The sequence below is a fragment of the Haloarcula pelagica genome, from assembly GCF_030127105.1.
GTDB lineage: Archaea > Halobacteriota > Halobacteria > Halobacteriales > Haloarculaceae > Haloarcula > Haloarcula pelagica.
The window spans coordinates 2,738,130-2,763,435 of sequence record NZ_CP126161.1 but is presented as its reverse complement, the minus strand read 5'-3'; the positions used below and the strand labels follow the sequence as shown (position 1 = coordinate 2,763,435).

The following is a 25,306-nucleotide window of genomic DNA, read 5'->3' as shown; positions in this document are numbered from 1 at the left end:
CATGAAAAGCCGCTACGGCTCGGGGTACCGCTCCCAGTAATAGATGACCTGGCAGTTGCTCAGGCGGACGACTGGGTTCTCTGACTGGTCGTCCGGCGCCTCGGGCCCTCGCTGCGAGGAGAGGCCTCGGAAGTCAGTGCCGACAGGATCGGCGTTTTGCTGACAGATGTCTTCGACGTGCTCGACGAGCGTGACGACGATATCCTCCGCATCCTGCCCGCTGTAGGTTCCGCTGTCGCCGACGTAGTCGTCGCCACGGTCCTGGGCCCGCGCCGTCGCGACGAGCGTCCCGTTGCGGTCCTGACCGGGGCCCTCGCTGGTCTGGAAGTCGTAGCCCAGGCCGCCCCCGCCCGGCGTCTCGTTCGAGTACGAGATGATCAACGACGGGTAGATCGAACCGACCTCGTTGATGGTCGTGTCGACCGGCAGGTAAGCCTCGTCGCCGAGGCTGGCCTGTGGGTCGAAGCCCTGGGCCTCGCTCGGGTCCCACGACGGCAAGAGGATCTCGTCGATGAAGTACCGCGCCGGCCGATCGGGGAGTTGTAGGCTCATGTAACGCCTCCCCCACACCGGCTACATTCGTCACATGGTTCTGTTGCGTTGGTTGTTGCCGGAGAATCCTGGGAGAGCCCGAGGAGCCACTGCAGCCAGTTCGGTGTGCCTGGGCCACGGACCTGGACCTCCGCTTCATCTCTGCAATCTGAGCACAGTGGCATCAGGTGTCGACCTCCTGGCAGGTGAGTTTCAGCAGCCCGTCGAACTGGTTGTCGACGAGCAGGACCTCGTACGTGAACGGCGTGCCGTCGACCTCGATGCGGGTCAACGCCTCGCCGCTCTCGCCGGCGTCGGTGAAGTCGACGCCGGTGTCGTCGGCCACGTAGACGATCAGGTCCGCGGTGCGGGTGAGCCCGCCGCGGTCCTCGTCGGCATCCGCGGAGGGGGGCTCGGTCCCGCCGGTGATCGTCGCGGTCGGGTTGTCGGGATACGTGATCTCGATACCGTCGCCAGGAGAGGAGGTCTCGGTCGGCTCGTAGACATTGATGTTGTCCTCGAAGCCGAGGTCCTCCAGCGACCGACCGGCACTGGCCTCGAAGCGGTCCCACTGGTCAGTCGGCATCAGACACCGACCTCCACGCCAGCCTCGGCGACCGGGTCGACGTCGTCTTCGGTCAGCAGGTCCGACGGCGTGCCGTTTTTGAAGGCCTTGATGGAGGCCCGCAGCGTCCCGGTGTCGATCAGCCCCTTAATCGTGATGATCTCCTTGATACGGCGCTCCATGCCCGTCGCCAGGGCTTTCACGAGCGCGTCGGCGTCGTCGAGGTCAGCGATATCGACGCGGGTGTGTCGGGCCAGGAACCCGCGGACGCCCAGCGCGTTGACCTCGTTGACCACGGGCTGGAGGAACGGCTTCGGGTCCATGTCGCGCGTCCCCGATTCCAAGAAGATTGCGTACTCGACGCCGGTCCCGATCAACCAGGTGTCGTCGCCGGCGACGTCGTTCTCCAGTTGCTCGAAGTCGGAGAGGACGTCTTCGAACCCGTCGGTGTCGATGTCGATATCAGTCATGACTCAGTCCATCACGGGTAGTCGTCCGTGCTCTTGGCGTCCGGGACCGACAGCCCGGCGTTCGGGAGCCCCGCGCCGGCGATCGTGTTGGTCGGATCCAGCGTGATCGCGACCTGCTTGTACGAGGCGTTGCCGTCGCCGTCGACGTCGCGATAGCTCTCGCTGCGGGCGGCGCCGCTGCGAGAGGAGACGCGAGGGTCCTGTGCGGTCGCCAGGTGAGCCGCGTAGAACTTCTCAATCTTCTCCAGCCGGCTGGCGTCGGTGCTTGGCGCCTGGTCGGCGATGTCGTCGACGACCTCGCTGGCCGCCTCGACGTACGCCGAGAGGACGGTCGTGTCGATACTGGTGTCGAAGATGTCGGCGACGTCCGACGCGCTCGTTCGTGCCATAGTGAGTTGGCGGCCCGGCAAGGGGTTGAACCTCGCCGTGACCAAAGATGGAGAGAGTGCTCACTCCCGAGCGGCGTCGATGGCGTCCAGTGCCGTCGACCGGGCGTCGCCGGCAAGTTCGGCCGCTTCGAGGGCATCGAGCGCGTCGGGACCGAACTCTCCCTCGGAGAGTTGGTCGCGGAGTTCGTCGACGGAGAGCCCGCCGGGGTCAAACGGCGGGTCTGGTGTGTCGCTATCGGCGCCTGGCGGCTCGCCGCCCGAGTCCTCGCCCGGGCCGTCAGCGACGCGGCGCATCTCTGGCTGGGGCCCGCCGACGTGCTCGGGGAGCTCGACAGTCTCGCCGGGCGCGACGTAATCGTCGGTTGCGCCGACGCGGAACTCGTCCACGCCGGTCCACTCGTAGACAGGCATCAGCTCAGATCACTCCCGATGTCGACGACGAGCTGCCAGTTGGTCCCGTCGTAGATGATGAGCGCTCCGTTCCCGGCGTTCGAGACCGGGTCCCAGTTCCCGCCGTCCTGGACCGCGAGGTCGCCGACTTCGGGGCCGGATGGCTCGCCGTCCTGGGGCGGCAGGTTCCGAGTGGCCGCCCCGACGTTGTCGAGGATGCCGTTGACCGCGGCGCCGGTGCGCTGGCGAGCGAACGCACCGTCGGGTTCGCCAGTACCCTGCTCGTCAGCCATCCTACGCCCCCGTGTAGTAGACGGCGCCCTTGACGCCGTCGTAGGTCGTCTGGAAGAACGGGATACGGCTGGCGAGGGTCTTGTACTCCGTCGCCAGGCCCATGTCGACCTCTTCGGAGAGGTTGGTCGGTGCCTGCGCGGTGAGGATGCGGACGAACCGCGGGTCCTTGACCAGGCAGACGACCTCGCCGTCCTGGAGCTCCCCGGCGGCCTGCATGTCCAAGTACGGGTAGTCCTGCTGCAGGCGCGTCATGACGGTCATGTTGCCGTCGCCGTCGGGGTCGGCCGCGCGGAGGTCCGAGCGCTGGTTGGGGTGGTACCAGAGCCAGGCGCCCTGCTGGACCGGATCCGGCCCGCGGTCGTTGTCGGCGGTCTGGGTCTCGAGCTCGTTGAGGATGGCGTCGATGGTGTCCTTGATGTTCGACGCGGTCCCCCAGTCGCCCGAGGCGCTGCCGGTGATCGAGACTGCCGAGTCCGTGATCCCGTAGAGGTCGAGGCTGTTGCCCTGGCTGTCGGGCACAGTCGGGCCCCAGCCACCGCGGAAGAGGTTCTCCTCGGTCTCGCGGAGGATACGGCCGGCCTCTTCGGCCTGTTCGTCCTCGATGGACTCGCCGAAGTTCATCGACTGCTGCTGCTTGCGAGCCGGGATGTCGTAGTCGACGTGAACGATCGGGATCGGGACGCCGAAGCGCTCCTTGTTGCGCTCGTCAGGCGTCGACTCCGCACGCCCGTCCATCGAGATCTCGCCAGTGTTCGACCACTTCGAGGAGCGCTGCTTGATGTACTCCGTGCGAGCGAGCGAGGTGTCTCGCGTGAAGCCGGCTGCCATGACCGACTCCATCATCGTGAGGTTCGTCCGGACCTCCTGGAGGACGTCCTCGGCACGGTCCTCGTGTTCGTCGAAGTCGAGGATCTGGTTGTTGGCCGTCTGCGTCCCCGTGGGCCCGCGGCCGGACATCCGGTAGCCACGGACGACTGCCTGATCCAGCGTGGTGAAGGAGTTGGCGACCCACTTCGCGACACCGGGGCCGAAGTTCTTCTTGGCCTCCTGGACGGCGTTCGCACGGATGGTCTGGAGTCGCTGCGACTGTTCGTCGTTGGCCGTCAGCGCGAAGACGCGATCGGCCGGGAGGCCGATGTCGTCGACGGTGCCGACGTTGGCCGTGATGCTGTTGGCAGACATGTCAGATCACCAGCCCTCGGATGCGGGCCATGTCTCCGGGGCCATCGGAGCCGCTGCCGCCGGAGTTGTCGACGGCTTCGCGAGCGCGGAGGATGCCATCGTCAGTGCCGGTGGCGTTCTTCACCGCGCCGTCGTCGTTGGTCGCGAGCGCGTCGTCGTAGGAGATGTTCGCCTCGGACGCCGTCGCCAGGTCGGCGCCGTTCGCGACGAGGAGGTTCTGGATCTCGCCGGCGTAGACCTGGGCGTACTCGATGTGCTCGCCAGCGTCGTACTCGTGCTGGCGCGGGATGTCCGCGTCGTTGGCGTGAGGCGGCGTGTCCGGAGTCAGTGCGACCAGCACCGGCGAGTGGGCGTCCTCGACCGTCGAGACTGGCTGGACGGTCGGCGTGTCCTCTCCGGTCGTCGGCGTCGTCCCGGTTTCCTCGACGAGCATGCCGGGGAAGACGGTCGCGCCGGATGCGACCTCGCCCTCGAGACAGGTGTACTGGGCGTTCTTGCCCAGGATCAGCGTCTCGCTGTGGGTGCTCATTCAGTCAGCACCCCCGAGTCGACGTCGATGTCCGGGCCGTCGTCGTTGGCCGAGATGCCGTCGAAACCGCCGGGGCCGGGCATGCCGCCCGACTCCAGCTGGTCGCGCTTGGTGCGGAGTGCGGCCTCGGTCGGGTAGTCCTCGCGGACCGCCTCGGGATCGTCGTACTCCGCAGAGTTGGCGACGATCTCCTTGGCGAGGTCGTCCTCGGTGCCGTCGTCGGCGTTGGCCGAGACAGCGTCGACGATCTCGTCCTTGAACTCGTCGAGCTCGTCGTGCGTGACGAACTCGTTGTCGTCGTTGTTTGCAGTCTGTTCGCCCGTGCCGTCATCGTCCGTGCCGTCCTCGTTGGCGGTCACAGCCTCGTAGATGCGGTCGAAGCACTCCGTCGATTCCTCGGGGAGGTTCGCCGCATCGAAGCCGTGGTTCGCCACGAGTTCGGCGGTGCGGTCTTCCATTGAAGTAGTACCGTTGGTGGTGTCGTCAGGTGTCGCGCCGGATTCCGCCGGTTCGTCGCCGTCCTGTGCTGTGTCCATGGCTGCCGCGCTGCTCCCGATGCCGAGTGCGTCGAGAACCTGCCGTTTGAACCGCCCCAGCGCGTTGGCCGACTGTGCATCGTCCATCGCACCGAACAGCTCTTCGGGCGCCGCCTGGAGCATCGCCCCGACCCAGTCATCAAGGTCGGCGCGGATCTCTTCGCCCAGACCATCGACGCCGTCACGCGCACCGGAGAGGGCGGCGTCGATCGCGACCAGCGCCCGCGTGTTCACGGGGGCGTCCGGACCAGTCCGGAAGGGGAGCTTCCAGCTGGACTTTGCATCACGCGCCTCGGCGTCGGCCGGGACGGCCGCATGGGTCTGGTCGAGCACGTCCGCGGCGTCGTCGGACTCCGAGGGATTAGGCATCGCCGCGATAGCAGCGCTGCCGTCCCACTCTTCGTCAGTCCACATCTCGTTAGCCCAGTCCTGAGCGTCCTCGGGCGAGACGTTGGTCAGCTCATAGCTGGCGGCGTTGCCCCGCTGGAGTTCGTCGGGCGGGTCGCTCCACTCGCGGAGGTTGCGACTCCCCTCCTGGCGGAGTGCCTGCCCGCTGAACTCGCCTTCGCCGTCGGCGTCATCCGCCACCCCAGACCAGACGTCGACGAGATAGACCGGCTGCTCGTCGGAGTCCTTGCTGACCTCGGTGCCGTCAAGCGTCCGGGTGACGAGTCCCTCGTCGACGAACACCTCCTCGACACGTCCGCGGGCGGTCCCGCCCGACCAGTCCCAGGCGACGAGGTCGCCGGGTTCGAACGTCGCGTCGGCCGCAGCACCCATGTCCTCGCCATCGCCGTGTTGACTGTTCGGGGTCATCGGCACATGGGAGTCGGCGTTCGCGACCGGCGCGCGGACGATCTCCGCGTTCGCCGTCGCCTGCTGGGGCTGGAAGCCACAGCCGTCTTCGAGAGAGCAGGCGCCGTCCTTCGTCGGCAGGATTGCGATGCTGTCCGCGTTGCCGATCGCCTCGACCTCCTCGCGGTGTTCCCCGTCGTACTCACCCGGCGGGAGCGGCCGGGGTAGGTACTGCGAGGAGACGTCGAACGGTCTCCCCTCCTCGAGTGCGTTCAGGAGTTCGGCAGCCGCGTCGGCATCCTCCTGGGCGACCGCCCCGCCGTTCGCGATGGCCTCCAGGCGGTCGACGTTGTGGGCGAGGTCAGCGTCGACGGATCCATCGCTGTTTCGCGAGGGGTTCTCGGCATGGCCGATCACCTTCCGCCGCCGGACCTCGTCGCCGGCGTTGGCCGAGACGTAGAAGCCCTCGTGATCGGGGTCATACCACGGCCGATCGGGGAGATTCTTCGGATGGTTGATCGTCAGCGGCCGCTCGTCCCAGGCCGGTACTGAGTTTGCGATCGACTGCTCCGGGACGTAGCCGCCGGCCAGGTCCATCGGTCGGATGAACGTCACATTCTTCGCGACCAGGTAGCGCTCGCCGTCGATCGTCCGCTCCTCTACCTGGTCGGGGTCGGCGCTGTTGGCGATGAGTTGATAGTACATCCTCAGAAGTCCTCCCGAGTGGTATCTTTCAGCAGCGTGATGGAGCCCCCCGTACCGTCGAAGCGCACTGCATAGACGGCATACTCGTCTTCGTGGAGCTTCGCTTTCTCAACACTCGCGTCAGTGGTGGCGTTGTTCTGATTGCCCTGAGCCGTATCACGTGCCTCAACGCTCGCGAGAGCGGCGCCCTCAACCAACGTCTCCGACGCGACGTTGGGCGGGTTGAGTGTTCGCGACGGGTAGTCAGTCCGCTCGCCGGCGTCGGGCACCGCCCACTCGACGACCGTGTTTTGGCCGTCGCTCGGCGCCGGCGTGAACCAGTCGCTTTCCGAGGGCCACGGAATCGTCTCTTTAGGGACTGTCACGACCGCGAGCTCTGCTGACGCGCCGGGGATAAAGCGAAGCGACTGGATGTCGATCGACACGTTCTGCCGGTCTGGGTCTTTCCGAGCGAGAGCAACGACCTCCCACGTATCGGCACTGAAGTTCGTCCCCGTCCCCTGCTCGCGGATGCGGTGGGGCGGCGTCCGGTCGACCTCTGTGACCTGGCCCTCGACCTGCGTCTGGATGTCGCCGACGACGCAGGTGCCGCCACTCGCGCTGTCCGAGCAGTCGTAGACGGCGCGGACGAACCCGTTGACCTCTTCGGTGGCAATCTCGTCGCGGTTCCCAGTCTTCACCAGCGTGGTGTTTTCCTGCACGCGGTCGCTGTTGAGATACGATAGTTTGGGCCGAAACTCACCGCCACCGTAGTGCACGAAGTCCGGGCGGTGCATCAGCGGCCGCGACAGCGACGCACCCTCGCTCCCGAACGGATCGTCGCGCCACTGGGACTGGTCGACGGCCGACGCGCTATCGGGTGTGCCGGCCTTGACAAGCCCGACCTGGTGGTCGTCATCGGCCCGATACCGCAATCGGTAGCTGTTGTCTTGGGTCCCAAAGCGGACCATGAGTTCCTGCCCGGCACGGAGCCCGTCGCCGGCGTTTTGGAGTGCAGTGAGGACGCCAAACTGGAAGCCGTAGCCGGGGACGTAGCGATAGCGCTCGGCAGAGCCGTACTCGACGACGTCCCCCGCCGACGGGTTGAGCTCGAAGCCCTTCGTGAGATCGTTGAACTTGCTGGTGTTCGAGAGTTTCGTCAGGCCCGACGCTCCGTTGAGGTTCGTCCGGTTGACGATGCGTGTGCGACTGCCGCCATCGGGCGTCACGTAAGCGCGGTGGCGCTCGGAGTTGAAGTCGTACTCTGCCGGGACGTCGCCCTTGTTGGTCGACCCATCGGCCCGCAGGGTGTCGAAGCTCGTACTGTATTCCGGTGTGATGCTTGTCATAAAAGGATCATGCCACTACGCGGGCGGTGGCGGCCTGCTGTGCAGGCGAATCCGGCAATCGCTCCTGGAGAGGCGATGCCGGCGGGTCGGCGCCGACAGCCGGCAGGATTGTACAGCGGCCATTGGGGTGGGCCGGCGGTTTGAGTCGGATCTCGAACGACACACCCTCCATCTCGAACGTCGCCTCCCGCATCTCCGTGATGGTGAACGCTTTGCCCTCCAGCGCCTCGCAAATCGCACAGACCCGAGTGTCGGCCGCGGTCGCCCACTCTCCGTGGGAGACGACGTCGACGCCGGCGTCTTCGTAGCGGTCCAGCGTCGCCTCGGAGTGGGAGTTGATGATCTCGGACCGGGCGATCGTCGCGAGGCGGTCCCGCGTGATCGACTCCAACTCCTGGTTCAGCCGCGAGGCTAATTCGCGCGGGTTCGCGCCCTCGTCGAGGCCGACCGTCAGTGTCTCGCGGACCTGCTGGGCGGCCTCGGTCGGGACCGACTCCAGCGCCTCGAACGCCCGGAGATAGAGCTGTCGGAGCTGCCGTCGTGGCGTCGGGAGGTTCAGGATGTCCTCGTCGTCCGGGTTGTCGACCGAGACGCCCTGCTGGAACAGCCGCCCGGTCGCCTGGTTGTAGCCGACCAGATACGCACGGCGGACGTACTCAGCCGTCCAGTGAGCCCCGCTCTGGACCGGCGACGGTGGCTTGGGCTCCACCAGCTCCTCGCGGATGGCGTTGCGGAGCCACGCCTCGAACTCGCGGAGCCGGGCCGGGTCCGTGCTGACGCCGAAGGTCTCCTCGGGGTCGGCGTTGCCAGTGAGCTCGAGCGCATCGTTCTCGTAGCCGACCGTCGTCCGGACCAGTCCCCGCACACGACGCATCCGGCGGGCAAGTTCGGCGATGAACGCCTGCCGGAGCGAGCGCGTGTTGGTGGGGTCGCCACTCCGCGTGGCGTTGGCAGTGTGGGTGCAACAGGACATGGTCAGTAGAACACCAACAGGTAGGCGGCAAGCACGGCGAGGTCTTTGGCCGATGGACTCATCTTATGGCCTCCGCTTCGATGGTTTCCGAGCCGGTTGTGTCAGCAATTGCCCTGATGTTATCGTTGTGCACGTGCAGAACATCTGCAGTGGTATTCGACCCGACAAACTGTGTGAACAAATCGTCCGTACGGCGCTCCCGCGCCCGGAATACCTTGGTATATTCGGGCACGTGGATTGGATCTTCAAGGGTGATGACGAGAGGACGTTCACACATGATCAGTCACCAGGGAGGATGCTGTCACCGCGCCAGTAGGGGTTGCCCACGACGTAGTCCAGAAACGACCCGCAGAAGCGGTCGGGTGACGACACTGACCCACGCATCTCTCTGACGCAGCCGTCGAAGGAGCCCCCCATCGACGCGAAGGCCTTCAGGGCGATGATCCGGGACGGCGTCGACGAGTTCCGCCAGGACGGCGGCGGCGAGAAGTCGCTGTTCGACGAGAGGATGCCCAGCACTTCGAGGATGCCTTGGCCGGTATCAGTGTTGGCAGCGATTTCCTCGGTCGGGTCGACGTCCGTCTCGATCGTCGTCGAGTGGATGTCGCCGGCCTTGTAGATCTCGTAGCCGACGCGGGCGTCCTCGACGACCACGACGTACGTCGGGGAGCTGTCCGAGGCCTCGACCGTGTCCTCGTCGGTCTCGACCGTCTCGGTCAGGACGTCCGCGACGACGCCGACGCCCTGCGGTGTTGACACCGTGTCACCCTCTTCGTAGCGCGTGGCGTTGGCGGTCGTGTTGCCGCTCTGGTCCTGGTCCTCATCTTCGAATTCGCGGATGTCCGCAGCGAGGTCGGCGGCCCAGTCGGCTGTCGCGTCCCAGCCCCAGAGCATCCGGGCGGTCCAGCCGTTGTCGGTCCAGGGCTCGTCGTCGGGTGCATCGCTGGCCTCGCTCTTGGGGTGGCGCGAGAACCATGCGTCGATCTGGCGGACCTCGTCGGGCGGGATCGGACCGCCGCCGGCGATCTGCTCGGCCCGCCGCCACCCCGTGTCGGTGCCGCCGTTGACACTGTCCTCGTCCTCACGGATGTCGAGGATGCGCTGGGCCTTCTCCTGAGCGGCCTCGGGCGGGACGAACGCATCCTCGCCGAACTCATCGATGTAGCGCTCGGCGATGTCCGGGTCCATCGTGACGGTGGCGTTCGCAACCACGCCCGAGAGCGCGTCGAACTGGTTGGCGACCGCCGGCGACGACTCGTCGAGTGGCATCGACGGCGCCGTCGATGCGGCGAACTCGCCCTCGGCCACGTAGTCCTGGGCCGGCTCGCCCATCAGGCCGAGGTTCTTCGCCGTCTGCGAGCGCTTTTGCTCGATCTCGGCGATCTCCTTGTCCGAGAGCTCGAAGAGGTCGGGCCAGTCGACGTCGAACGACCCGCCCTCGGGCATCGGCAGGACGCCGGCGTTGGCGAGCGTCATCAGCCCCCGCCTGGTGATGTAGGGCGTGATGTACTGGCGCTGGCGCTCCCGGACCTCGCCGAAGTCGTTGCGCATGTTCGTCTCTGAGGACGCGATCTCGCCAGCTGCGGCGCCCTCGATGAACTGCTTGCTGAAGCCCGTGGCCGCCGAGAGGCTCTTGAGTTCGGCCTCCAGGGCACCGGTCGGGTCGCGGATGTCGCCACCGAGGTCGTTCACCTCGCCGCCGACCGTCTTCAGCACGGGCTCGAGGCCGTGGTACCACTCCTGGATGTCCTCGGAGGCATCGTCCAGGCCCGACGGATCGACCTTCGTGGGGTCGTAGTTGACGTGAAGGCCCTTGTCGGCGCCGCGGTAGGCCATCTCCGCCGCGCTCCCCAGGAGCTTCTCGATGTCGTAGAGCGTGTTCAGCCAGCGCTCCATGCGCGACCGGCTCTGGTACTCCTCGGTCAGCGGCGGCTTCGACGGGACCTCGATGACACGAGAGTGGTGGACGTTCGAAGCGGCGCCCTCGGAGTCCTCGGTGTCGTCGTCGATATCTTCCGACCAGTCGACAGTGTAGTGGGTCGGCTCGCCCCAGCGGCCGTCGTCGTCGCCGAAGTCGCCGAAGTCGCGATCGTCGACAGCGAACTGCGGGATCACGCGGAAGCCACGGATGTTGTCGAGTGAGCCGTTGTCGTACTCGACTGGGTCGTTGAGGTCATCGAGCTTGTCGGTATCGTCGAAGTCGATGAACAGGAGGGCGAACTCGCCGAAGCCAGCGGCCTGCTGGACGCGAGTACAGTACGCCCAGAAGTCCAAGTTCCGGGCGAGCTTGTCGACAGCCTCCTCGAAGTCCGTCTGATCCTCGACGTCGGCGGCGTCCTGGATGTCGGGGTCGTGACGCCACGCGAGCTGGGCCGGCTTGTCGATCAGCCCGCCGCAGTAGGGGTTCCGGAGGTAGAGGCCGACGTACTCCTCTTCGCTGGGGTTGACCTCCCAACCGAACGCATCGTAGCGGTCGCGCTCCTGGAAGCCCGACGCCCCCAGTTCGCGAGCGATGCCGAGGCGGAGGCCCTGCTCGAAGGCTTCGTTCGCGGTCAGTTCAGGTTCGGCGCCAGACGGATCGTGCTCACCGTCCGGCGTGTAGGCCTCGCGCTTGTCTGTTGAAGGAGTCTCGTCGGTCATGAGTTAGAAAGTGAGGATCTTGCTGCGGTCGTCCTGGTCGTCGGGATCGGCGCGGTCGCGCCAGACTGCCATCAGCGCCGCATCGAGGTAGTCCGGCGAGTGCCCGAGTTCATCTTTGATTGCGTCCTTCGACGTCGCCTGATATACCTCGGCGCCGTTCTTCCCGCGGCTGTCGAGCGTCCGTTCCTCGTACTGGACGACGCGGGCAGCCGCGAGCGCTTCTTTCCGGAGTTGCTGGCTGGCGATCGAGCCACCGGCCTCGAGGAATTCGCCGAGATGGTGCAGCGCCTCGGCCCACTTATCGTACCACCGCGTCCCGGCAACGGGTTTGGTCCCGTTCTGAAAGCCGACGACGTTCGGACAACGGTCGTTGACGTAGTCGTGGAAACCGGGGGCGTAGCCCTTGTCGACCGCCACATCAGGAGCCGGCCACTCGGCAAGACCCGGCGTCGTGTCCGTCCCACCGACGACATCGGGTTTTTGTTCCTCGTGGTTGTCGCCCTGCTCCGCGTAGTGGACGCGCAGTTCGAGGTCGTGGACGCCGAGCATGACCGTGTTGTCCGTCGTCCGGGCGACGTCGATCCCGACCGCCTGGGGCGTCTCGCGGACCTGGCCGGGCTGGCGGTCATAGGCCGCCCGGACATCGCCAGGCTCGATCGGTCGGAGCACACTGGCCCCGCCTGGTGGAACGATCCCACACCGCCGGCGGTACCACAGCGAGTGGAGGTCCTCGCGAAACGCGTCGTTCGGCAGCTCGCTGCGGTCATCAGGGAGTACGGCGCTCCGGTCAGCGAGGTCGGCGCCGAGCCACGGATCTGACCACTCGATTGCTTGCTCCAGTCCGGGCCAGGGCTCGTCGTGGTACTCCCGCCAGTCCTGCTTGAGCTTGTATGCCGTCGCGAGGCCGCCGATCTCGTTGCCCTCTTCGAGACCGCGCTCAACGCGGACGTTGTGACAGTCCCACGTCGGGAACTGGAGGTGGTGCCACTGGTCGTTCTGGATGAGTTTACTGACGACGTTGCCCGATCCGTCCGGCGGGTTCGCAATCACCAGGATCCGGTCGTCGGCGTCGGTGGCCGTCGAACGGACGGAGTCGATGTGCTCGTCGGTGACGCCGGGTTTGTCCGCCTCCTCGATGATGTAGATGACGTGGTCATTGTGGGGGCCCTCAAGATCGTCAGGGTAGCGGGGGCTGACGCACTCGAAGAACCACTCGTCGTCGAGCCCCGTCCGAATCTCGCGATCCCCATCCATCGTCCGCCCGCCGAACAGCTCCGGCAGGATGCTGCCCCGATACAACGACCGTGCGGGCTTCCAAATGTTGGTCTTGAGCGTGCCCGACGTCCCGGCGGTGACGTTGACGATCGTATCCGGGTTGCAGTGGAGTGCGGCGACGCCGCCGGCGGCGGCGATGTAGGACTTCCCGACACCGTTGGCCGCCGCGACGACGACCTGGTCGTGCTCATGAAGGGCGGCGAGGATCCGGTCCTGGACGTACGTTCGCTGGAGATCCAGCACCTCCTCGATGAAGCGGGCGTAGCGATCCGGACCCGTCGATTTGGCGTACCGAGGGAAAACCTCGGCGGCGAACGTCGCCGGGTCCTCTGGGAGCTTGGTACTCATGAGTCGAGTGCCTCCCGCAACGCGTCGGCGACCTCACGCTGAGACTCGGCGGTCTGGGTCTCCGGGTCGTCGAGGATGCCGAGTTTTTCGAGGATGCGGACAGTGTCGCGCTGAAGGCGTGACTTCGGTCGAAGTGCGGGGTTCTCTTTGCGTTCGTATATCTCGCGACCGTCGTCGGCGATCCCGTTGAACGACTCGATGACCATCCCGTTCTCGCGGATATACTCGTTGCCCCGGCGGACCTGACACTCGTTGATCGCTGCGTCGACCAGGAGTCGAACGTTGCCGTGGTTATCGTACCCGAACGGCGCGTCAGCCATCCAGCCAGCGACCATGCGTCGGACGTCGTCCTCAACGTCGTCCCGGTGTCGCTCGAACCACTTGCGGCCGTTCGCCGTGAGGCCGTGCGTCTCGGCGTTGCCGTTGTCCTCCGGTGCCCCGGACCCTTCGCGATCGCCACCGGAGCCGGCGTTGCCGCCGTGGTGCTTGCACCGCCCCTCGCCGACGTGGTCGGTCCCTCTGCCTGGCGTCGACCGGCAGTAGGCGACGAACACCGACTCACCGTCCCGTTTCTCCGATCGCCGCCCCAGGCAGTGCTCGTCGGATGGCTGTTGCTGGGGGACCTCGTCCAGTGGCTCGCCGATGAGGTCCTCTTCGTTGACGTCCATGGGATTGATTGTTTCGTCAGTCCTGCGAGATCCGGCGGCCGTACTCGATACCGACGAGAACGCCGACGCAGAACCCGCCGATCAGGTAGTGCCACTCTTTAAAAGTGCTCGCGAACTCGCCGACGGCGCCGTCGGGAAGTGGTCCGTCACTCGCCACGGCTGACCACTCCTGTGAGCCATCGCCAGGCCAGGACTGCGATGATGTAGAGCACGCCGAGCGTCACCAACACGAGCAGCCGCGGGATAGCGATATACCACGGGCCTGCCAGCGCCTCGTCGAACAGCGACATGGCGACGTTGTCCGACTGGCGTTCGTCACTCGTCATCGGTGCCTCCTGTGCTGTCGCGGATCTCGGTCGCCTCCTCGACGGCGTCGCCGAACAGCCGCTTCCCGAACATGACGTAGGACGCGGCGACGATGATGGCCAACACGAGCAGGACGAAAAACGGACTGAGGCGGGTGCCGACGAGTCGGGCCCGGACCCAGAGCGCAAACGTCGTCGCGACGATCGCCGTCGACAGGAGCAGGCGGACGAGCCGGCAGTAGTTAGGCACTCCCACCACCCTTCTCGATGAAGTACTCCAGGCCCTCGGGGCCGGTGATGATCACGGCCATCATCGCGAACGTCGCGAGCGGTGGGGCGCCCAGCGACATCGCGTAGATCCCGGCGGCGACGCCGGTCAGCTGCGTGAGCTGCTTGATGATCTTGAACAGACGGAGTGACATGCCGTATCGACTCCTCAGGCAGTGATCAAGGCGGTCGTTGTACGCGGCGAGTTCTTGGTTGAGTGGTCGTGACGTGGACATAGTGCCATAACTGCGAGGGCCCGGCTGGGGAGTTGCACCCCACGCTCTCGCGAGCGTGCTGGATCCGGGCGGGGCGGCCGACTATGGTCGAGATGAGTCATGGCGTCGGCCGGTTGACTGACGATTCACTGCTGGGGGTAGGGGTGGGTGAAGCGGAAGCCAGTATGCCCTCGCCTTGCGGGTCATCGGGGGAGGTCGGCGACACGAATCGCCGTCGCGACGGCCTCCGAAAACGTCCGGTAGTCGTCGCCGGCGTAGTCGGGGTCCTGCTTGAGCTCGTCGACGGCCTCCAGCAGCGCGACCCAGTCGTGGGGAACGTCCAGCTCGTCGAACGTGACCGAGATCCCCGCCGCCGCGGCGAGCGCATCCCGCCGTGACCGCGTGTCGGGAGTGCGGTGCGTGTCGATGGCGCCGCAGTGCCAGCAGGCCGACGTGTCGTCGTGGGCGTCGTCGGGCGGATGGGCCTCCTCGAGGCGATCGGGGAGCTGGACGGCCTCGAAGTACTCCCGATCGAGGATGTCGAAGCGGGTGCCGTCCTCGGGGAGGACCTCGTCGACGAACGCCTGGATGTCCCGGTGACGGTAGCCGATCTCGTGGGGGACCGGTTCGCGCCGGCGGAGACGGCGATAGCAGCGCTTGCACACGCCGTCGTTGCGCTCGATCACGGCGCCGAAGACACGGTCGGGACTGTCGGGAATGTCGGTCGCGTCGCTGGAGCTGATCGTAGACATGGCTAGCAGGACACCGCCCGAGGGCGGCTTGAGAGAACTCGGGATTATATCAGTCCTGGGAGGGGTTATACCTCCGCATGCTCGACATTTTGGCGACTACCTGTCTGAGGTCGTCGTTATCGCGGGTCTTGACGATAAAGTCGACATTTTGTAGGGTTTCGAGCGCCCGGTCGACCGTCCGTGGGCGGAGTCCCGTCTCGTCGATGATCTCCTGCCGGGTGACCGGCTCTTCGCGAGCGACGGTGTCCAGGACGTACTTGGCACTGGGCGGGAGGTCGTCGAGCCGTCCCGACTCAGTGCCGGTCACGTCCCCGACGCACCTCCACCGGGAGATACCGCCCCCGATTCGTCGCCGCGTAGCTCGAAGACGCGTCTCGCCCAGGCCAGCCAGTCAAGGCCAGATTCGGATTCGGTCAGTAGCGACCGTAAGCGGCGCTTCGCCGCTACTTTGAAACTCCCGTTACTGGACAGTACCGATAACGCCGATTTCAAAGTAGCAATATCGCACGTGTAGGCCACCCCAGCGTGCTGTTCGTAGCTCTGGGGTTGCAGGAGGCCGATGTCCTCTAGCGCATGCACCCAGTTGTAGACCGTCCGCTGGGACACGTCGAGGCCGGCCAGCTGGGCCAGCCGGTGGTAGCCCTCGACGCGGTTGGCGATCGTCCCACCATCACGCTCAACGAGCCGATCGGCGCGGAATCCGTCGGGACCCTCACCGTGAACGACATCGTCGACGGCCTCCAAGAGGTCGACCGCACCTTCGGGGACGGGCAGCATCGCCTCGATGGGATCGGCGAGTTCGTCGAACGACGCGACCTCGTCGATCGGCACGTCCGTCGGGACGTTGGTCAGCAGGTAGGCGTGCTTGGTCTCGTCGGCCAGCACAGGCCGGGTGCGGTGGATGACCTGCGTGAGCTCCTTGGAGCGAGCCTCCTCGAAGAGGTCGCCCGTGAGGCCGCTGAAGTGTTTGGTCGGCACGGCCCGACCCTGTCCGTCGCCGTCCTCGAAGTGGAGCTTCCGGTAGACGGGATCCGCAGTATCGCTCCTCGTCGAGTGCTCCTCGCCACCGACCCGGAGGTCGGGGTGATCCATCGCGAGCAGCTCGGCTTCGCGCTCCAGGTCACCGACGCGGGGATGGGGCGCGCCGATCGCGACGACGGCATCACAGTCGTTGAAGTTGAGCCCACGGGCAGCGTGGTAGTGCAAGACTGGCGAGTCATCGGGGAAGTCGAAGTGGGGCTGCAGCCCACGCTTGACGACGAACAGCGGCGACTGGTGGACGTCGGCCGCCGTGTCGATGACGCGCTGGATTCGCCCCTGCAGACTCTCGCTATCGTCGATCGTCCCGGCGTGGTACTGGCCGTCCAGGACCTGCGTGGTCCGGAGGTTCTCGAAGGCCTGGGGCTCGTCGCCAGTGACGAGAACGTCGTCGACGGGCGTCTGATAGAGCCCGGCGATCTTGCGCTTGGTCGTCGTCGCGTCGAGGATGAGCGGCGAGTCCGGGAGACTGGAGGGCTGGGGCAGCTCCTCGTAGAACAGCCCCTGGGGCTCGCCGGCCTTCTCGGGCTCTAGGTCGAGCTCGGCGCGGCCCCGTGCGATGGGCCCGTCGCGACGGGTAATGTTGTGGTCTGCCTCGTGCCAGTCACAGGTCGCGCTCTCGCAGTGGCGGGCGCCGTTGTCGAAGCCAACGTCCTCGCCACACCACGGGCAGTGATCGAGCGTCGTCGCGACGGCGATGGCCTTCCGAGCGCTCTCGTCGTCGAGGCCAGCCGCCGCAGCGGCGGCCAGCAGCGCGTCGAACACCAGCGGCGTCCCGGACCAGCGATCGTCTCGCATCCGAGCGATGAGCGTCTCGTTGTAGTGGAGCTTGCACTGGGCCAGCGTCTCCTCGAGCATCGTCCCCTCGACGACGGCCTTCTCGACCTCCGTGTACCCCTCGCCGGGCATCCCCTTGTGCTCGCGGACCGTCTTGGTCTCGATGTCGGCTTCGTCGACATCTTCGGGGAGGGCCTCGGGGTCGACCTCGCGGGTGATCATCTCGCCCTCGACGGCGGGCGCCTCCAGGTCGGCCAGCGTGTCGGGGGCGTCGGGGTCAGTGATCGCGTCGACGAGATCTCGGGCGAAGCGGGCGAACTCCCCCAGCGCATCCTGGTAGTCGTCGCCGGCGTTCGAGACCATGCCCTCTAGGGCGTTGCCACAGCGAGCGAGGTCCTCAACGGTCACCCGGCGATCGGAGCGCAGCGAGTCCGGGCTCTCGTCGATGAGGATGTCTCGCTGCGGGCCATCGGAACCGCGCTGTTGCACTGTCTTGAGCAACTGGTACTGGTGGACGCCGGCGACGCGATCCTCACTGCCGAGGTCGTCGAACTGCTCCAGCCACGCACACCGGCCGTGCTCGTCGTGGCCCGGGAGGTCATCAGCGAGGATCTGATGTGCCTTGACCGGCCCGACCTCGCCGGCCAGCGCCTCGTAGCGCTTGCGGCCCTCGTGGTCGGTCCCGAAGTCGTAGATCGGGCACATGTGCGGGCAGTCGGCGGCGTGGCCATGCTCGGGACACATGTCCTGGTCGTCGTCGTGATCAATGTCCATGCAGACGGCGCCGCGCTTCTGTGCTCCGCCTTTCAGATGGTAGTAGTCGTCGGCGGTGGGTTCGTCCTCGATAAACTCCCGGGCCTTCTGGTGCTTGTCGAAGAGGACGGCGTGGGGGCGGTCGCGCTTCGTCGCGCCGATAGCGGCGTTCGTTGTCTTGCCGTTGCCGGGGTCGTCTGCCCAGGCGACGGGGCCGTCGGCGTCGACGAACTGCTCGAAGCGCTGGCCCTGGAGCTCGTCCCAGCGCTCGCGAGGCGTGACGGTCTCGCGATCCAGCCCCGGCGGCTCGCACTCTTCGATCGGCCAGTGTTCGGAGATCCCCCCGCTGGTCTGCTCGGGGTCGTAGTCGTCGGGCTCCTCCAGCTCCGGGATCGCGAATCCGAGGTCACGGAGATGTTCGACGCCGCGCCACCACGTCTCGCCGGTGACCCCACCGGCAGCGTGGCGCTCGTCGAGCTCGCCGGCGTCGATCGCCGCCATGACAACCGGGCCACCGTAGCCACCACGGTCGCCGGTGTCCATCCAGCGCTTGTCGTTGACGATGTTCGCCGTGCCGTTCGAACTCTTCCCCCAACTCGGGCTGAACGCCCGCTCCCCGTCGCTCGTCGACGCCGAGTCGTTCCAGCGGTGGACGATCGTCTCTTCAGCGACTCGCCGTGCATCCAGGCGGTCGATCGCCGCGAAGATGTCCCGGATGTCGGTCGTTGTCTCGTCGGCCGAAGTCGCAGCTGGTTCGTAGTCGGAGCTGTCGAAGCTCTCGCGAGCGGCGTCGACGTCCTCGACGCGCTCCTGCTGACTGGCAGCGACGTCGTCGTTAATCCGGACGATCGTCTCCAGAACGTCATCGTCCCACTCTCGGACCTCGGTGGGCGTGCCGGCAACGTGATCGCCGGTCATCACACAGACACGCTTTCTGGCGTAGATCTCGATGGAGGGGAGGTCGTCGTTGTCGCCCCACGGGTCCTCGTCGAGCTGCCAGGAGGCCTCCTTGACGCCCTCGGGGAGCTCGCCGCGATAGATGGCGTGGGCCCCGCTGCCGGACTGAGAGATGTCGGCGTAGGTCAGTCCGAGATGCTCCAGGATCGCGACAAACGCCGGGTGCACGTCGCCGGTCTCGGGGTCGCGCACATCGTCGCCGTCGACGTAGGCGAACGGATCCTCGGGTTGCTGGAGAAAGGCCCGGCCGTCGAGACGGGGATCGACCTCGGCCATCGCGATGCCCTCGCCGTCCAGGTAGTTGCCCTCGTAGCCCCACTTATACCGTGCGTCGCAGTCACAGGTTGCTGCAGTGTCGTGGCCGTCCTCGCTACACTCTGCGGGAGCGTCGCGATCGGCCCAGGGTGCAAACGGTTTCTTCTCTTGGTGGCCCATCCACTGCTCGCGTTCGAGCAGCGCCGGTGGGTAAACGTCGGCCTCGGGGTCGGCCCAGTCGGCACCGGACCAACGGTCCCATTCGGGGTCTATCTGAGACCGCTCCTGCGACCTTCTCAGACGGTCCCCGGTATCTTCACTTGAAACCTGGGGGTCATCACCGGATGTTTCGTTGAGGGCCTCCGCGACCACAGACGGTGTCACGTCCTCGCCGGCAAAGTGACCGAGCAGTTGAGCACGGGTGGCGCCCGGGTGACGCTCAAGGTACTGCCGGACTTTTTTTGCTGGCGTCTTGTCGCTCACGCCGACTCACCCCCGGAAACCTGCCCACCGTGCCTCCGCCCGTGTTCCTCAGGCGTCAGCACCTCGATATTAGACGGTCGGTTGTCCCATGGGATACCGTTTTTGTGATGGACGTGGTTGCCGTTGAGATTGTCTACGCCAACCTCAGCCACAGCAAGAAGCCGGTGGACTCGGACCTCATACCGCTGGCCGTCTCTGAAAACACGCCATCGGGAATATCCCTCGCTATCGGTGTCATACCGGGCGGGCTCGAAAAGGGCCCTCGATTTAAGAGCCTCAGACCTTGAACGTCGTTTGAGACCGTGTTTATCAACCCAAGTACGAACGGTCGTCGACGCACATCCTAGTGCGGAAGCGATTTGCTCAGCTGACTGGTTCCTGTCGACGTACTGTTCTCGTAGCCATTCCGAGTCCTGTAGCTCCGCCGGCGTTTTTTCGCGTGTAGAAGCCCGCGTGTCGATGTTGTGCTTATCCAACCACCGCCCGATAGTTTCGTTCGAGCAGCTGAGGATGTCACTGATGTCGTGGATGCTGAGCTCGCGTTTGACGTAGAGCTCTTCCAAGACGACGGGATCGCGCCAAGGGTGTGGTCCGCTGTACCGCTCCGATGGTTTGGCAGGCATCAACCACACCCCTCTTTGAAATCGGACAGTTTCATCTGCCCGTCGACATCGGGCTTGTCGAGCTCGTCCTTGGGGATCGGGACGTTCTCGACGGACTCCTCACCCTGTGCGTCCAGGCGATCGTCGACGACATCGACGGTCTCCCCATCGTCCAGCTCCGGACGCTCGGTGATGTACTGGACGGTGCCATCGAGCGGGTCGCCGGAGTAGGAGCTCCGGCTCATGCCGGACACCCCCCTGTTTCGACTGTTTCCGGTGGCGTCGCTATAGCGAAATTCGGTTCACAGAGGGCGCTACCCGTCGAAAACAGCGGAAGAGAACCATCCCGCGGTGGGATGTTCGGAGTTTCGTGCTTCGAAGTCGATCCGGCGCGTTGGAGCGTGTACTCCAGATGTTCGGCGTCCTCAGCCAAACATCTGGCGCATCATCGGGTGCATCTCCATGAGCTGCTCCTCGGCGATCTCCTCGTACAGCTTGTACGTGATCGAGACCGTCAGCAGCAGCCCGGTTCCGGAGACACCGCCGATGGTACCCATCATGTTCGCCAGGACCGCGAGCAGTCCGACCAGGGCACCGCCGATGACGGTGACCTGGGGGATGTAGCGTTCGAGCACCTTCTCGATGACACCGACGTTCTGTCGGAACCCGGGAATCTGCATCCCGGAGTTGTGGATCTGCTGGGCCGTCGCTTCCGGCCCCATGTCGGTGGTCTCCACCCAGAAGATGGCGAAGATGGCCCCACCGATCAGCATGAACGTCAGGTCGACGCCGATCCGGATCATGATCTGCCAGATCGGCTGGGTCGCGCCCTGAAGCCACCACATCCAGTCCTGGGGAGTCTGGATCGGCGCCAGGAAGTAGAACAGCCCACCGGTGGGCTGGCTACACTGGCCGCCGTAGGTCCCCAGCCCGGCCGGGAGCGTGTTCCCGAGTTGGGAACAGAGGATCCGGCCGAGGAACTGGACGTTGGCCTGCAGCGCCCGCACGAGGATCATCGGCAGGACGCTGGCGTAGATGAGCTTCACCGGGAAGCGCCCGCGAGCGCCCTTGACCCGGGCGTTCGACAGCGGAATCTCGACCCGGACCGACTCGGCGTAGACGACCACCGCGAAGATGAGGACGGTCGTGATCAGAGCCAGCAGCCGTCCGCCACCGGGTGTGACGAACAGCGTCTGGATCCCCTGGGTGGCAAGCACCGGCCCGATCGCCCGCTCGCCCGTCGCGAACAGGAACCAGGTGTGCAGGATGCCGCTCTGGTTGCCGATAAACGGTGTCGAGAGCAGACCGCCCAGCAGTCGCTGGCTCACGCCGGCGACGATGAACAGCCCGATCCCGGAGCCGACGCCCCACTTGGAGATGACCTCGTCCATGAACAGGATGAGGACACCGCCGACGAAGATCTGGGCGAAGATCAGCCCCTTGACGGCCGTCGCCCCGACACCGAGCGTGCTCGCGACCGCCTGATCGGCCGGCAGGAAGTTCCCGGCAAAGACCATCGGCAGGCCGGTCAGACAGATCATCACGAGCACCAGGAGCTTCTGGAGCCCCTGGTAGAGGATCTGGTCACGCGGGTCGTTCTGGGTGTCGAGCCCGAGTAGGTCGGCACCGCCGAGCAACTGCAGGACGATCGACGCCGTGACGATGGGCCCGATGCCCAGTTGCATGATGCTCCCCTGCCCGGAGGCAAGGATGGATCCGAAACGACCGAAGATGTTCTGACTGGCGTCGATGTCCAGCCCGAACAGCTTCACGTTCGTCAGGAAGAAGTAGAGGACGAGCACACCGGCTGTCCACAGCAGCTTCCGTTTGAACGGGACGTGCCCCTCCGGCCGGCGGACTGCCGGCATCCGGACGAGCAGTGGTTCGGCGGTATCCTTCCAGGTCATTGTGTGTTATTCCTCGTCGCTCTCGTTGTCAGTCTTGCGGGATTGTCGTTCCTGACCGCGCTCGGTCAGTTCGGTCTCGCCGCCGGCGGCTTCGACCTTCTCGCGAGCGCCCTCGGAGAAGTCGTCCGCGACGAGGCTGAGTTCGTTGCGGACCTGGCCGGCACCCAGTACTTTCACGGCGTCGACCTCGTGGCCGTCGTCGACGACCTCGCGGACATCGATGTGGTAGGTGTCGCCGTCCTGTTCGGCGACGCCGTCGGCGGCCAGCAAGGCGGCGTCCTCGTCGAGTTCGCGGACATCGATCGTCGCAACGTCTTCCTGAACCTTCTGGGGACGCTTGAACCCGCTCTTGCCCAGCGGCGGGTAGTTGTGCATCTCGTGCTTGTCGCGACCGGCCGCACCGCGACCACCGCGGTGCCCGGCACCGCGGCGGTTCTTGTGGGAGCCGCCGCCGTGGGTTCGCGAGCCGCGCTGCCGTCGTTTCTTGCTCGTCATTATCGCATCGCCTCCAGGAGTTCGTCGATCCCGTCGGTGTCGTGTTTGCCGAGCTCGCCGCCCTCCTTGGTGGGGTGTTTGATGCCGTCGTGGCCGCCACGAGGCGGGTGCAGACGGAGCGTCGGGGAGAGCCCCTGGTCCTGCAGGGTCGTCTCCTCGGAGATCAGCGCCCACGCGAGGCCGGCGATGTCGTCGTAGTCGGTGTGCTCGGCGACCCACTCGTCGTCGACATCGGCGTCGCCCTCCTCGGGCTCGGCGCGCGTCTCCAGGAGCAGTTCCAGCGTCTCCTGGCTGGGCTCGCCGTAGGCGACGAAGTCGTTGACCTTCGTCACCATGCCGTTGTACGTGTCCGTCTCGGGGACGAGCGTACAGTGGTTCACGTGGTGGATGTTCAGCATCTCCAGGGTGTCCTGGATGTCGGTGTGCATGTTGACCTCGCCGCGGAGCTGGACGAGCGCGTGCATCACTCGATCACCTCGCGCTTCTCGAAGGTGCGCTGGGGGACACGGGCTTCGGCCGTGTTCTGGAGCGCGTTGAACGTCGCCTTCGCGAAGTTGACCGTCGTGCGGGTGTTGCCCGACGAACGGGTCCAGATGTCCTCGATACCGGCGAGTTCGAGCACCTTGCGGACGGTCTCTCCGCCCGCGAGGCCCAGGCCGCGCGGGGCGGGCTGGAGCTCGACCTCGACGCTGCCGGCCTTGCCCTTGGTGCGCAGCGCGACCGTGTGGGGACGGCCACAGCCACACTCCCAGGATCCACAGGACCGGGAGACATCGATGAGGTTCAGCTTGCCGATGTCGATGGCCTTCTGGATGGCACCGCCGACCTGGTCGTCACGCCCTTCGGCGTAGCCGATCAGACCGTCGCGGTTGCCGACGGCGACGACACAGCGGAACTTCACCCGCCGGCCGGAGTCAGTCATCCGCTGGACCATGTTGATGTCCAGCACTTCGTCTTCCAGATCGGGAACGAGCTGGTCGACGACTTCCGATTCTTTCAGGGGAAGCCCCGAGTTCAGCGCCTCCTGCATGGAGTCGATCTCGCCCTCGGCAACCTTCTTGCCGAGGCGTGTCCGGGGTTCCCAGCCGTTGTCAGCACTCATAGTTCGATGTCACCTTCCAGTAGTGTCTCCCGGGTCTCGTCGAAGTGCTCCGGGAGGTCCGCAGCGTCGAAGTCCCCGCTGTACAGCGGGTCGTCCAGCTGCTCGTCGTACTCGGCGATGTGGGCACCGCGCGTGCGCTGCCAGTCGGCGAGCACGTCGTCGTTGTGGGGGACTTCGAGGCCGGCGTCGATTGCGCCTTCCTGTATTGCGAAAACTTTGCTTCCGGGGGTCGGGGTGTTGAGGCCGATGTCGAGCACCGCTTCCTCGACGCCCGCTTCCTGTGCGCGAAGCCCGGCGAGCAGACCGGTGAGGTACGCCGAGGGCATGTTGCCCGTCGGGGCCTCCCAGCCGTACTCTTCGAGGTCGCTGGAGTGAGCGGACGCGAGTGTGCGATCACCGTCGGGGCCGACCGTCACCAGCTGCGCCCTGACGTGCTTGTTACTCTTTCGAGCAACGAGGCGGGGCTTGCCGGATTTCAGCAGGCGCAACCGCTGATGGTAATCGGTACGGGCCTCGCGGCGTCGCCGCATCGGCACCTTGTATCGTGGTCCTGTCGCCATTATTCGTCACCGTGGTTTGCGTCGATGTACCGTTCGAGGTCGGCGACACTGTCGAACTCGCCACCGCCGGCCTTGTCGTAGAGGTCGCGGTACTGCGATTTCGTCAGTGTGCCGTCGTCGCGGAGGTCGCGCAGCTTCTCGCGCTGTGCGCGGATGCGCGACTCCCATGCTTCCTTCTCGTTCTGTCGTGCGCCGGCTTTGCCCTTCCGGGAACCGGCTCCCTTCTGGTGGCCGTAGGCGCGTTTCTCCTGGCGTTCCCGGGCGCGGCCGCGGGAGTTGCCTTTCGCGTCTTTGGCCTGGATGGCGCCCTCGTCGACCAGTTCGCGAACGTCCTCGCGAGTGATCGCGTCAGCGATGTCGCCCTGTCGGTCGGGGTTGAACCAGACGCGGTTCTTCCCGACGTCCAGGACATCCGCCGCGAGACGCTTCTGTGCGGAGAGGTCGGTCATTCCGACACCTCCACTTCCACGTAGGTCGGGTTGAGCACGCGGATCCCCGCGTCCTCGGCCGCTTCTTCGATCAGCTCGCGCTTGCGAGCGCCGACCTTCGAGGCGATCCGAACCGCCTCGGCATCGCCGTCGACGCCGTCGAGGTCGTCGACGTTGTGGACACGCACTTCCTCGAAGCCCGAGGGGTGCTTGCCGCGAACCGCGGTCGGGGACCGGAAGCCGGCCTCGACCGTGTCGCCCTTGCCCTTGATGCCGCGGCGCTGCTTCGAGAGCTGGCCGCGCGGGCGGCGCCAGGAGGTCGAGACGCGGTTCTTCTTGTGGTGGTCCTGTCGGTTGAACTGGGGCTTCCCGACCCGGTGGCGCTGGGTCAGGAGCCGGGCTTCCTCGTCGTCGAGGTCCGGCGTCTTGTCGGCGAGCCCGCGGGGCTGGAGTTCCGTCTCCACGCCCTCCTCGGGCTCGGCTTCCTCGCCCTCCTCTTCGACTTCGGCCTCGGTCTCCTCTTCGACTTCGAGCCCACCGACATCGGCCTTGATCCGCGCGGCGAGCGCGTTGCCGATGCCGGTGACCTCGGCGAGTGCCGACTGATCGGCACCGCGAACGTCGTCGACGGTCTGGAAGCCGGCCTCGCGGAGCGATTCCGCCTTGGCGTCGCCGACACCGCTGATGTCGGTCAGCTCCATCTCGTCGTCTTCGGCTTCCTCGGCGACCTGGTCGGGGTCCTCGGGGTCGCCCCCGTGGGGTTTCTCCGACTCGATGTCGGCCTCGGGGCCG

Annotated in this window: 31 protein-coding genes; 1 reads left to right on the top strand and 30 read right to left on the bottom strand. The window is 66.1% G+C overall.

Annotation, left to right across the window (positions count from 1 at the left end; translation table 11 throughout):
• Positions 1 to 12: 12 nt before the first annotated feature.
• The 22 genes from P1L40_RS14645 to P1L40_RS23575 all read right to left on the bottom strand — a co-directional run bounded on the left by P1L40_RS14645 (position 13) and on the right by P1L40_RS23575 (position 19,572).
• Positions 13 to 552: a hypothetical protein gene (locus P1L40_RS14645; protein WP_284008069.1), complete on the bottom strand. Its 540-nt coding sequence runs from the start codon at positions 550 to 552 to the stop codon at positions 13 to 15.
• 163 nt (positions 553 to 715) lie between these two features.
• Positions 716 to 1,117, bottom strand: coding sequence for a hypothetical protein (locus P1L40_RS14640; protein ID WP_284008068.1), 402 nt, complete (start codon positions 1,115 to 1,117; stop codon positions 716 to 718).
• Positions 1,117 to 1,566, bottom strand: a complete 450-nt coding sequence (locus P1L40_RS14635) for an HK97-gp10 family putative phage morphogenesis protein (RefSeq protein WP_284008066.1) — start codon at positions 1,564 to 1,566, stop codon at positions 1,117 to 1,119. Before P1L40_RS14635 ends, P1L40_RS14640 begins: the two co-directional genes overlap by 1 nt.
• Before the next feature lie 11 nt (positions 1,567 to 1,577).
• A complete protein-coding gene (locus tag P1L40_RS14630) occupies positions 1,578 to 1,955 on the bottom strand; it encodes a hypothetical protein (RefSeq protein WP_284008065.1) in 378 nt (125 codons plus the stop codon).
• A gap of 60 nt (positions 1,956 to 2,015) precedes the next feature.
• A complete protein-coding gene (locus P1L40_RS14625; protein WP_284008064.1) occupies positions 2,016 to 2,366 on the bottom strand; it encodes a hypothetical protein in 351 nt (116 codons plus the stop codon).
• Complete coding sequence (locus tag P1L40_RS14620) at positions 2,366 to 2,638, bottom strand: hypothetical protein (protein ID WP_284008062.1); 273 nt, start codon at positions 2,636 to 2,638, stop codon at positions 2,366 to 2,368. Before P1L40_RS14620 ends, P1L40_RS14625 begins: the two co-directional genes overlap by 1 nt.
• A 1-nt stretch (position 2,639) precedes the next feature.
• Positions 2,640 to 3,821, bottom strand: a complete 1,182-nt coding sequence (locus tag P1L40_RS14615; protein ID WP_284008061.1) for a major capsid protein — start codon at positions 3,819 to 3,821, stop codon at positions 2,640 to 2,642.
• 1 nt (position 3,822) lies between these two features.
• Positions 3,823 to 4,350, bottom strand: coding sequence for a hypothetical protein (locus P1L40_RS14610; protein WP_284008060.1), 528 nt, complete (start codon positions 4,348 to 4,350; stop codon positions 3,823 to 3,825).
• Positions 4,347 to 6,386 (bottom strand): HVA1 family protein, encoded by a 2,040-nt coding sequence (locus P1L40_RS14605; protein WP_284008058.1) that lies wholly within the window; start codon positions 6,384 to 6,386, stop codon positions 4,347 to 4,349. The genes P1L40_RS14610 and P1L40_RS14605 overlap by 4 nt, the downstream gene beginning before the upstream one ends.
• 2 nt (positions 6,387 to 6,388) lie before the next feature.
• A complete protein-coding gene (locus P1L40_RS14600) occupies positions 6,389 to 7,714 on the bottom strand; it encodes a hypothetical protein (RefSeq protein WP_284008056.1) in 1,326 nt (441 codons plus the stop codon).
• A gap of 7 nt (positions 7,715 to 7,721) precedes the next feature.
• On the bottom strand, positions 7,722 to 8,687 hold the full coding sequence (locus P1L40_RS14595; protein ID WP_284008054.1) for a phage head morphogenesis protein: 966 nt from the start codon (positions 8,685 to 8,687) through the stop codon (positions 7,722 to 7,724).
• A 279-nt stretch (positions 8,688 to 8,966) separates the two neighbouring features.
• Positions 8,967 to 11,327, bottom strand: coding sequence for an anti-CBASS protein Acb1 family protein (locus P1L40_RS14590; RefSeq protein ID WP_284008052.1), 2,361 nt, complete (start codon positions 11,325 to 11,327; stop codon positions 8,967 to 8,969).
• Between the two features lie 3 nt (positions 11,328 to 11,330).
• Positions 11,331 to 12,950 (bottom strand): hypothetical protein, encoded by a 1,620-nt coding sequence (locus P1L40_RS14585; protein ID WP_284008051.1) that lies wholly within the window; start codon positions 12,948 to 12,950, stop codon positions 11,331 to 11,333.
• Positions 12,947 to 13,618, bottom strand: a complete 672-nt coding sequence (locus tag P1L40_RS14580; RefSeq protein ID WP_284008050.1) for a hypothetical protein — start codon at positions 13,616 to 13,618, stop codon at positions 12,947 to 12,949. Before P1L40_RS14580 ends, P1L40_RS14585 begins: the two co-directional genes overlap by 4 nt.
• 16 nt (positions 13,619 to 13,634) lie before the next feature.
• A complete protein-coding gene (locus P1L40_RS14575) occupies positions 13,635 to 13,775 on the bottom strand; it encodes a hypothetical protein (RefSeq protein ID WP_284008048.1) in 141 nt (46 codons plus the stop codon).
• Positions 13,765 to 13,944 carry a hypothetical protein gene (locus P1L40_RS14570; protein WP_284008046.1) on the bottom strand — a complete coding sequence of 60 codons (180 nt, stop codon included), beginning with the start codon at positions 13,942 to 13,944 and terminating at the stop codon, positions 13,765 to 13,767. Before P1L40_RS14570 ends, P1L40_RS14575 begins: the two co-directional genes overlap by 11 nt.
• Positions 13,934 to 14,179, bottom strand: a complete 246-nt coding sequence (locus P1L40_RS14565; protein ID WP_284008045.1) for a hypothetical protein — start codon at positions 14,177 to 14,179, stop codon at positions 13,934 to 13,936. Before P1L40_RS14565 ends, P1L40_RS14570 begins: the two co-directional genes overlap by 11 nt.
• Entirely contained in the window at positions 14,166 to 14,345 is a 180-nt protein-coding gene (locus tag P1L40_RS14560) for a hypothetical protein (RefSeq protein ID WP_284008043.1), read from the bottom strand. The genes P1L40_RS14565 and P1L40_RS14560 overlap by 14 nt, the downstream gene beginning before the upstream one ends.
• Positions 14,346 to 14,608: 263 nt before the next feature.
• Positions 14,609 to 15,157: a hypothetical protein gene (locus P1L40_RS14555; RefSeq protein WP_284008042.1), complete on the bottom strand. Its 549-nt coding sequence runs from the start codon at positions 15,155 to 15,157 to the stop codon at positions 14,609 to 14,611.
• Positions 15,158 to 15,206: 49 nt separating this feature from the next.
• Positions 15,207 to 15,464, bottom strand: a complete 258-nt coding sequence (locus P1L40_RS14550) for a MarR family transcriptional regulator (RefSeq protein WP_284008040.1) — start codon at positions 15,462 to 15,464, stop codon at positions 15,207 to 15,209.
• Positions 15,461 to 19,117: a hypothetical protein gene (locus tag P1L40_RS14545; protein WP_284008038.1), complete on the bottom strand. Its 3,657-nt coding sequence runs from the start codon at positions 19,115 to 19,117 to the stop codon at positions 15,461 to 15,463. The genes P1L40_RS14550 and P1L40_RS14545 overlap by 4 nt, the downstream gene beginning before the upstream one ends.
• A gap of 299 nt (positions 19,118 to 19,416) precedes the next feature.
• Complete coding sequence (locus P1L40_RS23575; protein WP_419181201.1) at positions 19,417 to 19,572, bottom strand: HNH endonuclease; 156 nt, start codon at positions 19,570 to 19,572, stop codon at positions 19,417 to 19,419.
• Between P1L40_RS23575 and P1L40_RS14540 the strand changes: the two genes are divergently transcribed.
• Entirely contained in the window at positions 19,528 to 19,707 is a 180-nt protein-coding gene (locus P1L40_RS14540) for a hypothetical protein (RefSeq protein ID WP_284008036.1), read from the top strand. The two genes, P1L40_RS23575 and P1L40_RS14540, sit on opposite strands and share 45 nt — an antisense overlap.
• A gap of 335 nt (positions 19,708 to 20,042) precedes the next feature.
• Here the strand turns inward: P1L40_RS14540 and P1L40_RS14535 are convergent, their stop codons facing one another.
• The 8 genes from P1L40_RS14535 to P1L40_RS14500 form a co-directional block, all read right to left on the bottom strand.
• Positions 20,043 to 20,267 (bottom strand): hypothetical protein, encoded by a 225-nt coding sequence (locus tag P1L40_RS14535; protein WP_284008035.1) that lies wholly within the window; start codon positions 20,265 to 20,267, stop codon positions 20,043 to 20,045.
• Positions 20,268 to 20,447: 180 nt separating this feature from the next.
• Positions 20,448 to 21,929 carry a preprotein translocase subunit SecY gene (secY, locus tag P1L40_RS14530; protein WP_284008033.1) on the bottom strand — a complete coding sequence of 494 codons (1,482 nt, stop codon included), beginning with the start codon at positions 21,927 to 21,929 and terminating at the stop codon, positions 20,448 to 20,450.
• A gap of 6 nt (positions 21,930 to 21,935) precedes the next feature.
• Complete coding sequence (locus P1L40_RS14525) at positions 21,936 to 22,424, bottom strand: uL15m family ribosomal protein (protein WP_284008032.1); 489 nt, start codon at positions 22,422 to 22,424, stop codon at positions 21,936 to 21,938.
• The gene (gene rpmD / locus P1L40_RS14520) at positions 22,424 to 22,888 is read right to left on the bottom strand and encodes a 50S ribosomal protein L30 (RefSeq protein WP_284008030.1); all 465 of its coding nucleotides are present in this window, start codon (positions 22,886 to 22,888) and stop codon (positions 22,424 to 22,426) included. The genes P1L40_RS14525 and rpmD overlap by 1 nt, the downstream gene beginning before the upstream one ends.
• Positions 22,888 to 23,526: a 30S ribosomal protein S5 gene (locus P1L40_RS14515; RefSeq protein ID WP_284008029.1), complete on the bottom strand. Its 639-nt coding sequence runs from the start codon at positions 23,524 to 23,526 to the stop codon at positions 22,888 to 22,890. Before P1L40_RS14515 ends, rpmD begins: the two co-directional genes overlap by 1 nt.
• The gene (locus tag P1L40_RS14510; protein ID WP_284008027.1) at positions 23,523 to 24,086 is read right to left on the bottom strand and encodes a 50S ribosomal protein L18; all 564 of its coding nucleotides are present in this window, start codon (positions 24,084 to 24,086) and stop codon (positions 23,523 to 23,525) included. Before P1L40_RS14510 ends, P1L40_RS14515 begins: the two co-directional genes overlap by 4 nt.
• Positions 24,086 to 24,535: a 50S ribosomal protein L19e gene (locus P1L40_RS14505; protein WP_284008025.1), complete on the bottom strand. Its 450-nt coding sequence runs from the start codon at positions 24,533 to 24,535 to the stop codon at positions 24,086 to 24,088. The genes P1L40_RS14510 and P1L40_RS14505 overlap by 1 nt, the downstream gene beginning before the upstream one ends.
• Positions 24,532 to 25,215: a 50S ribosomal protein L32e gene (locus tag P1L40_RS14500; protein WP_284011074.1), complete on the bottom strand. Its 684-nt coding sequence runs from the start codon at positions 25,213 to 25,215 to the stop codon at positions 24,532 to 24,534. The genes P1L40_RS14505 and P1L40_RS14500 overlap by 4 nt, the downstream gene beginning before the upstream one ends.
• Positions 25,216 to 25,306: the final 91 nt, after the last annotated feature.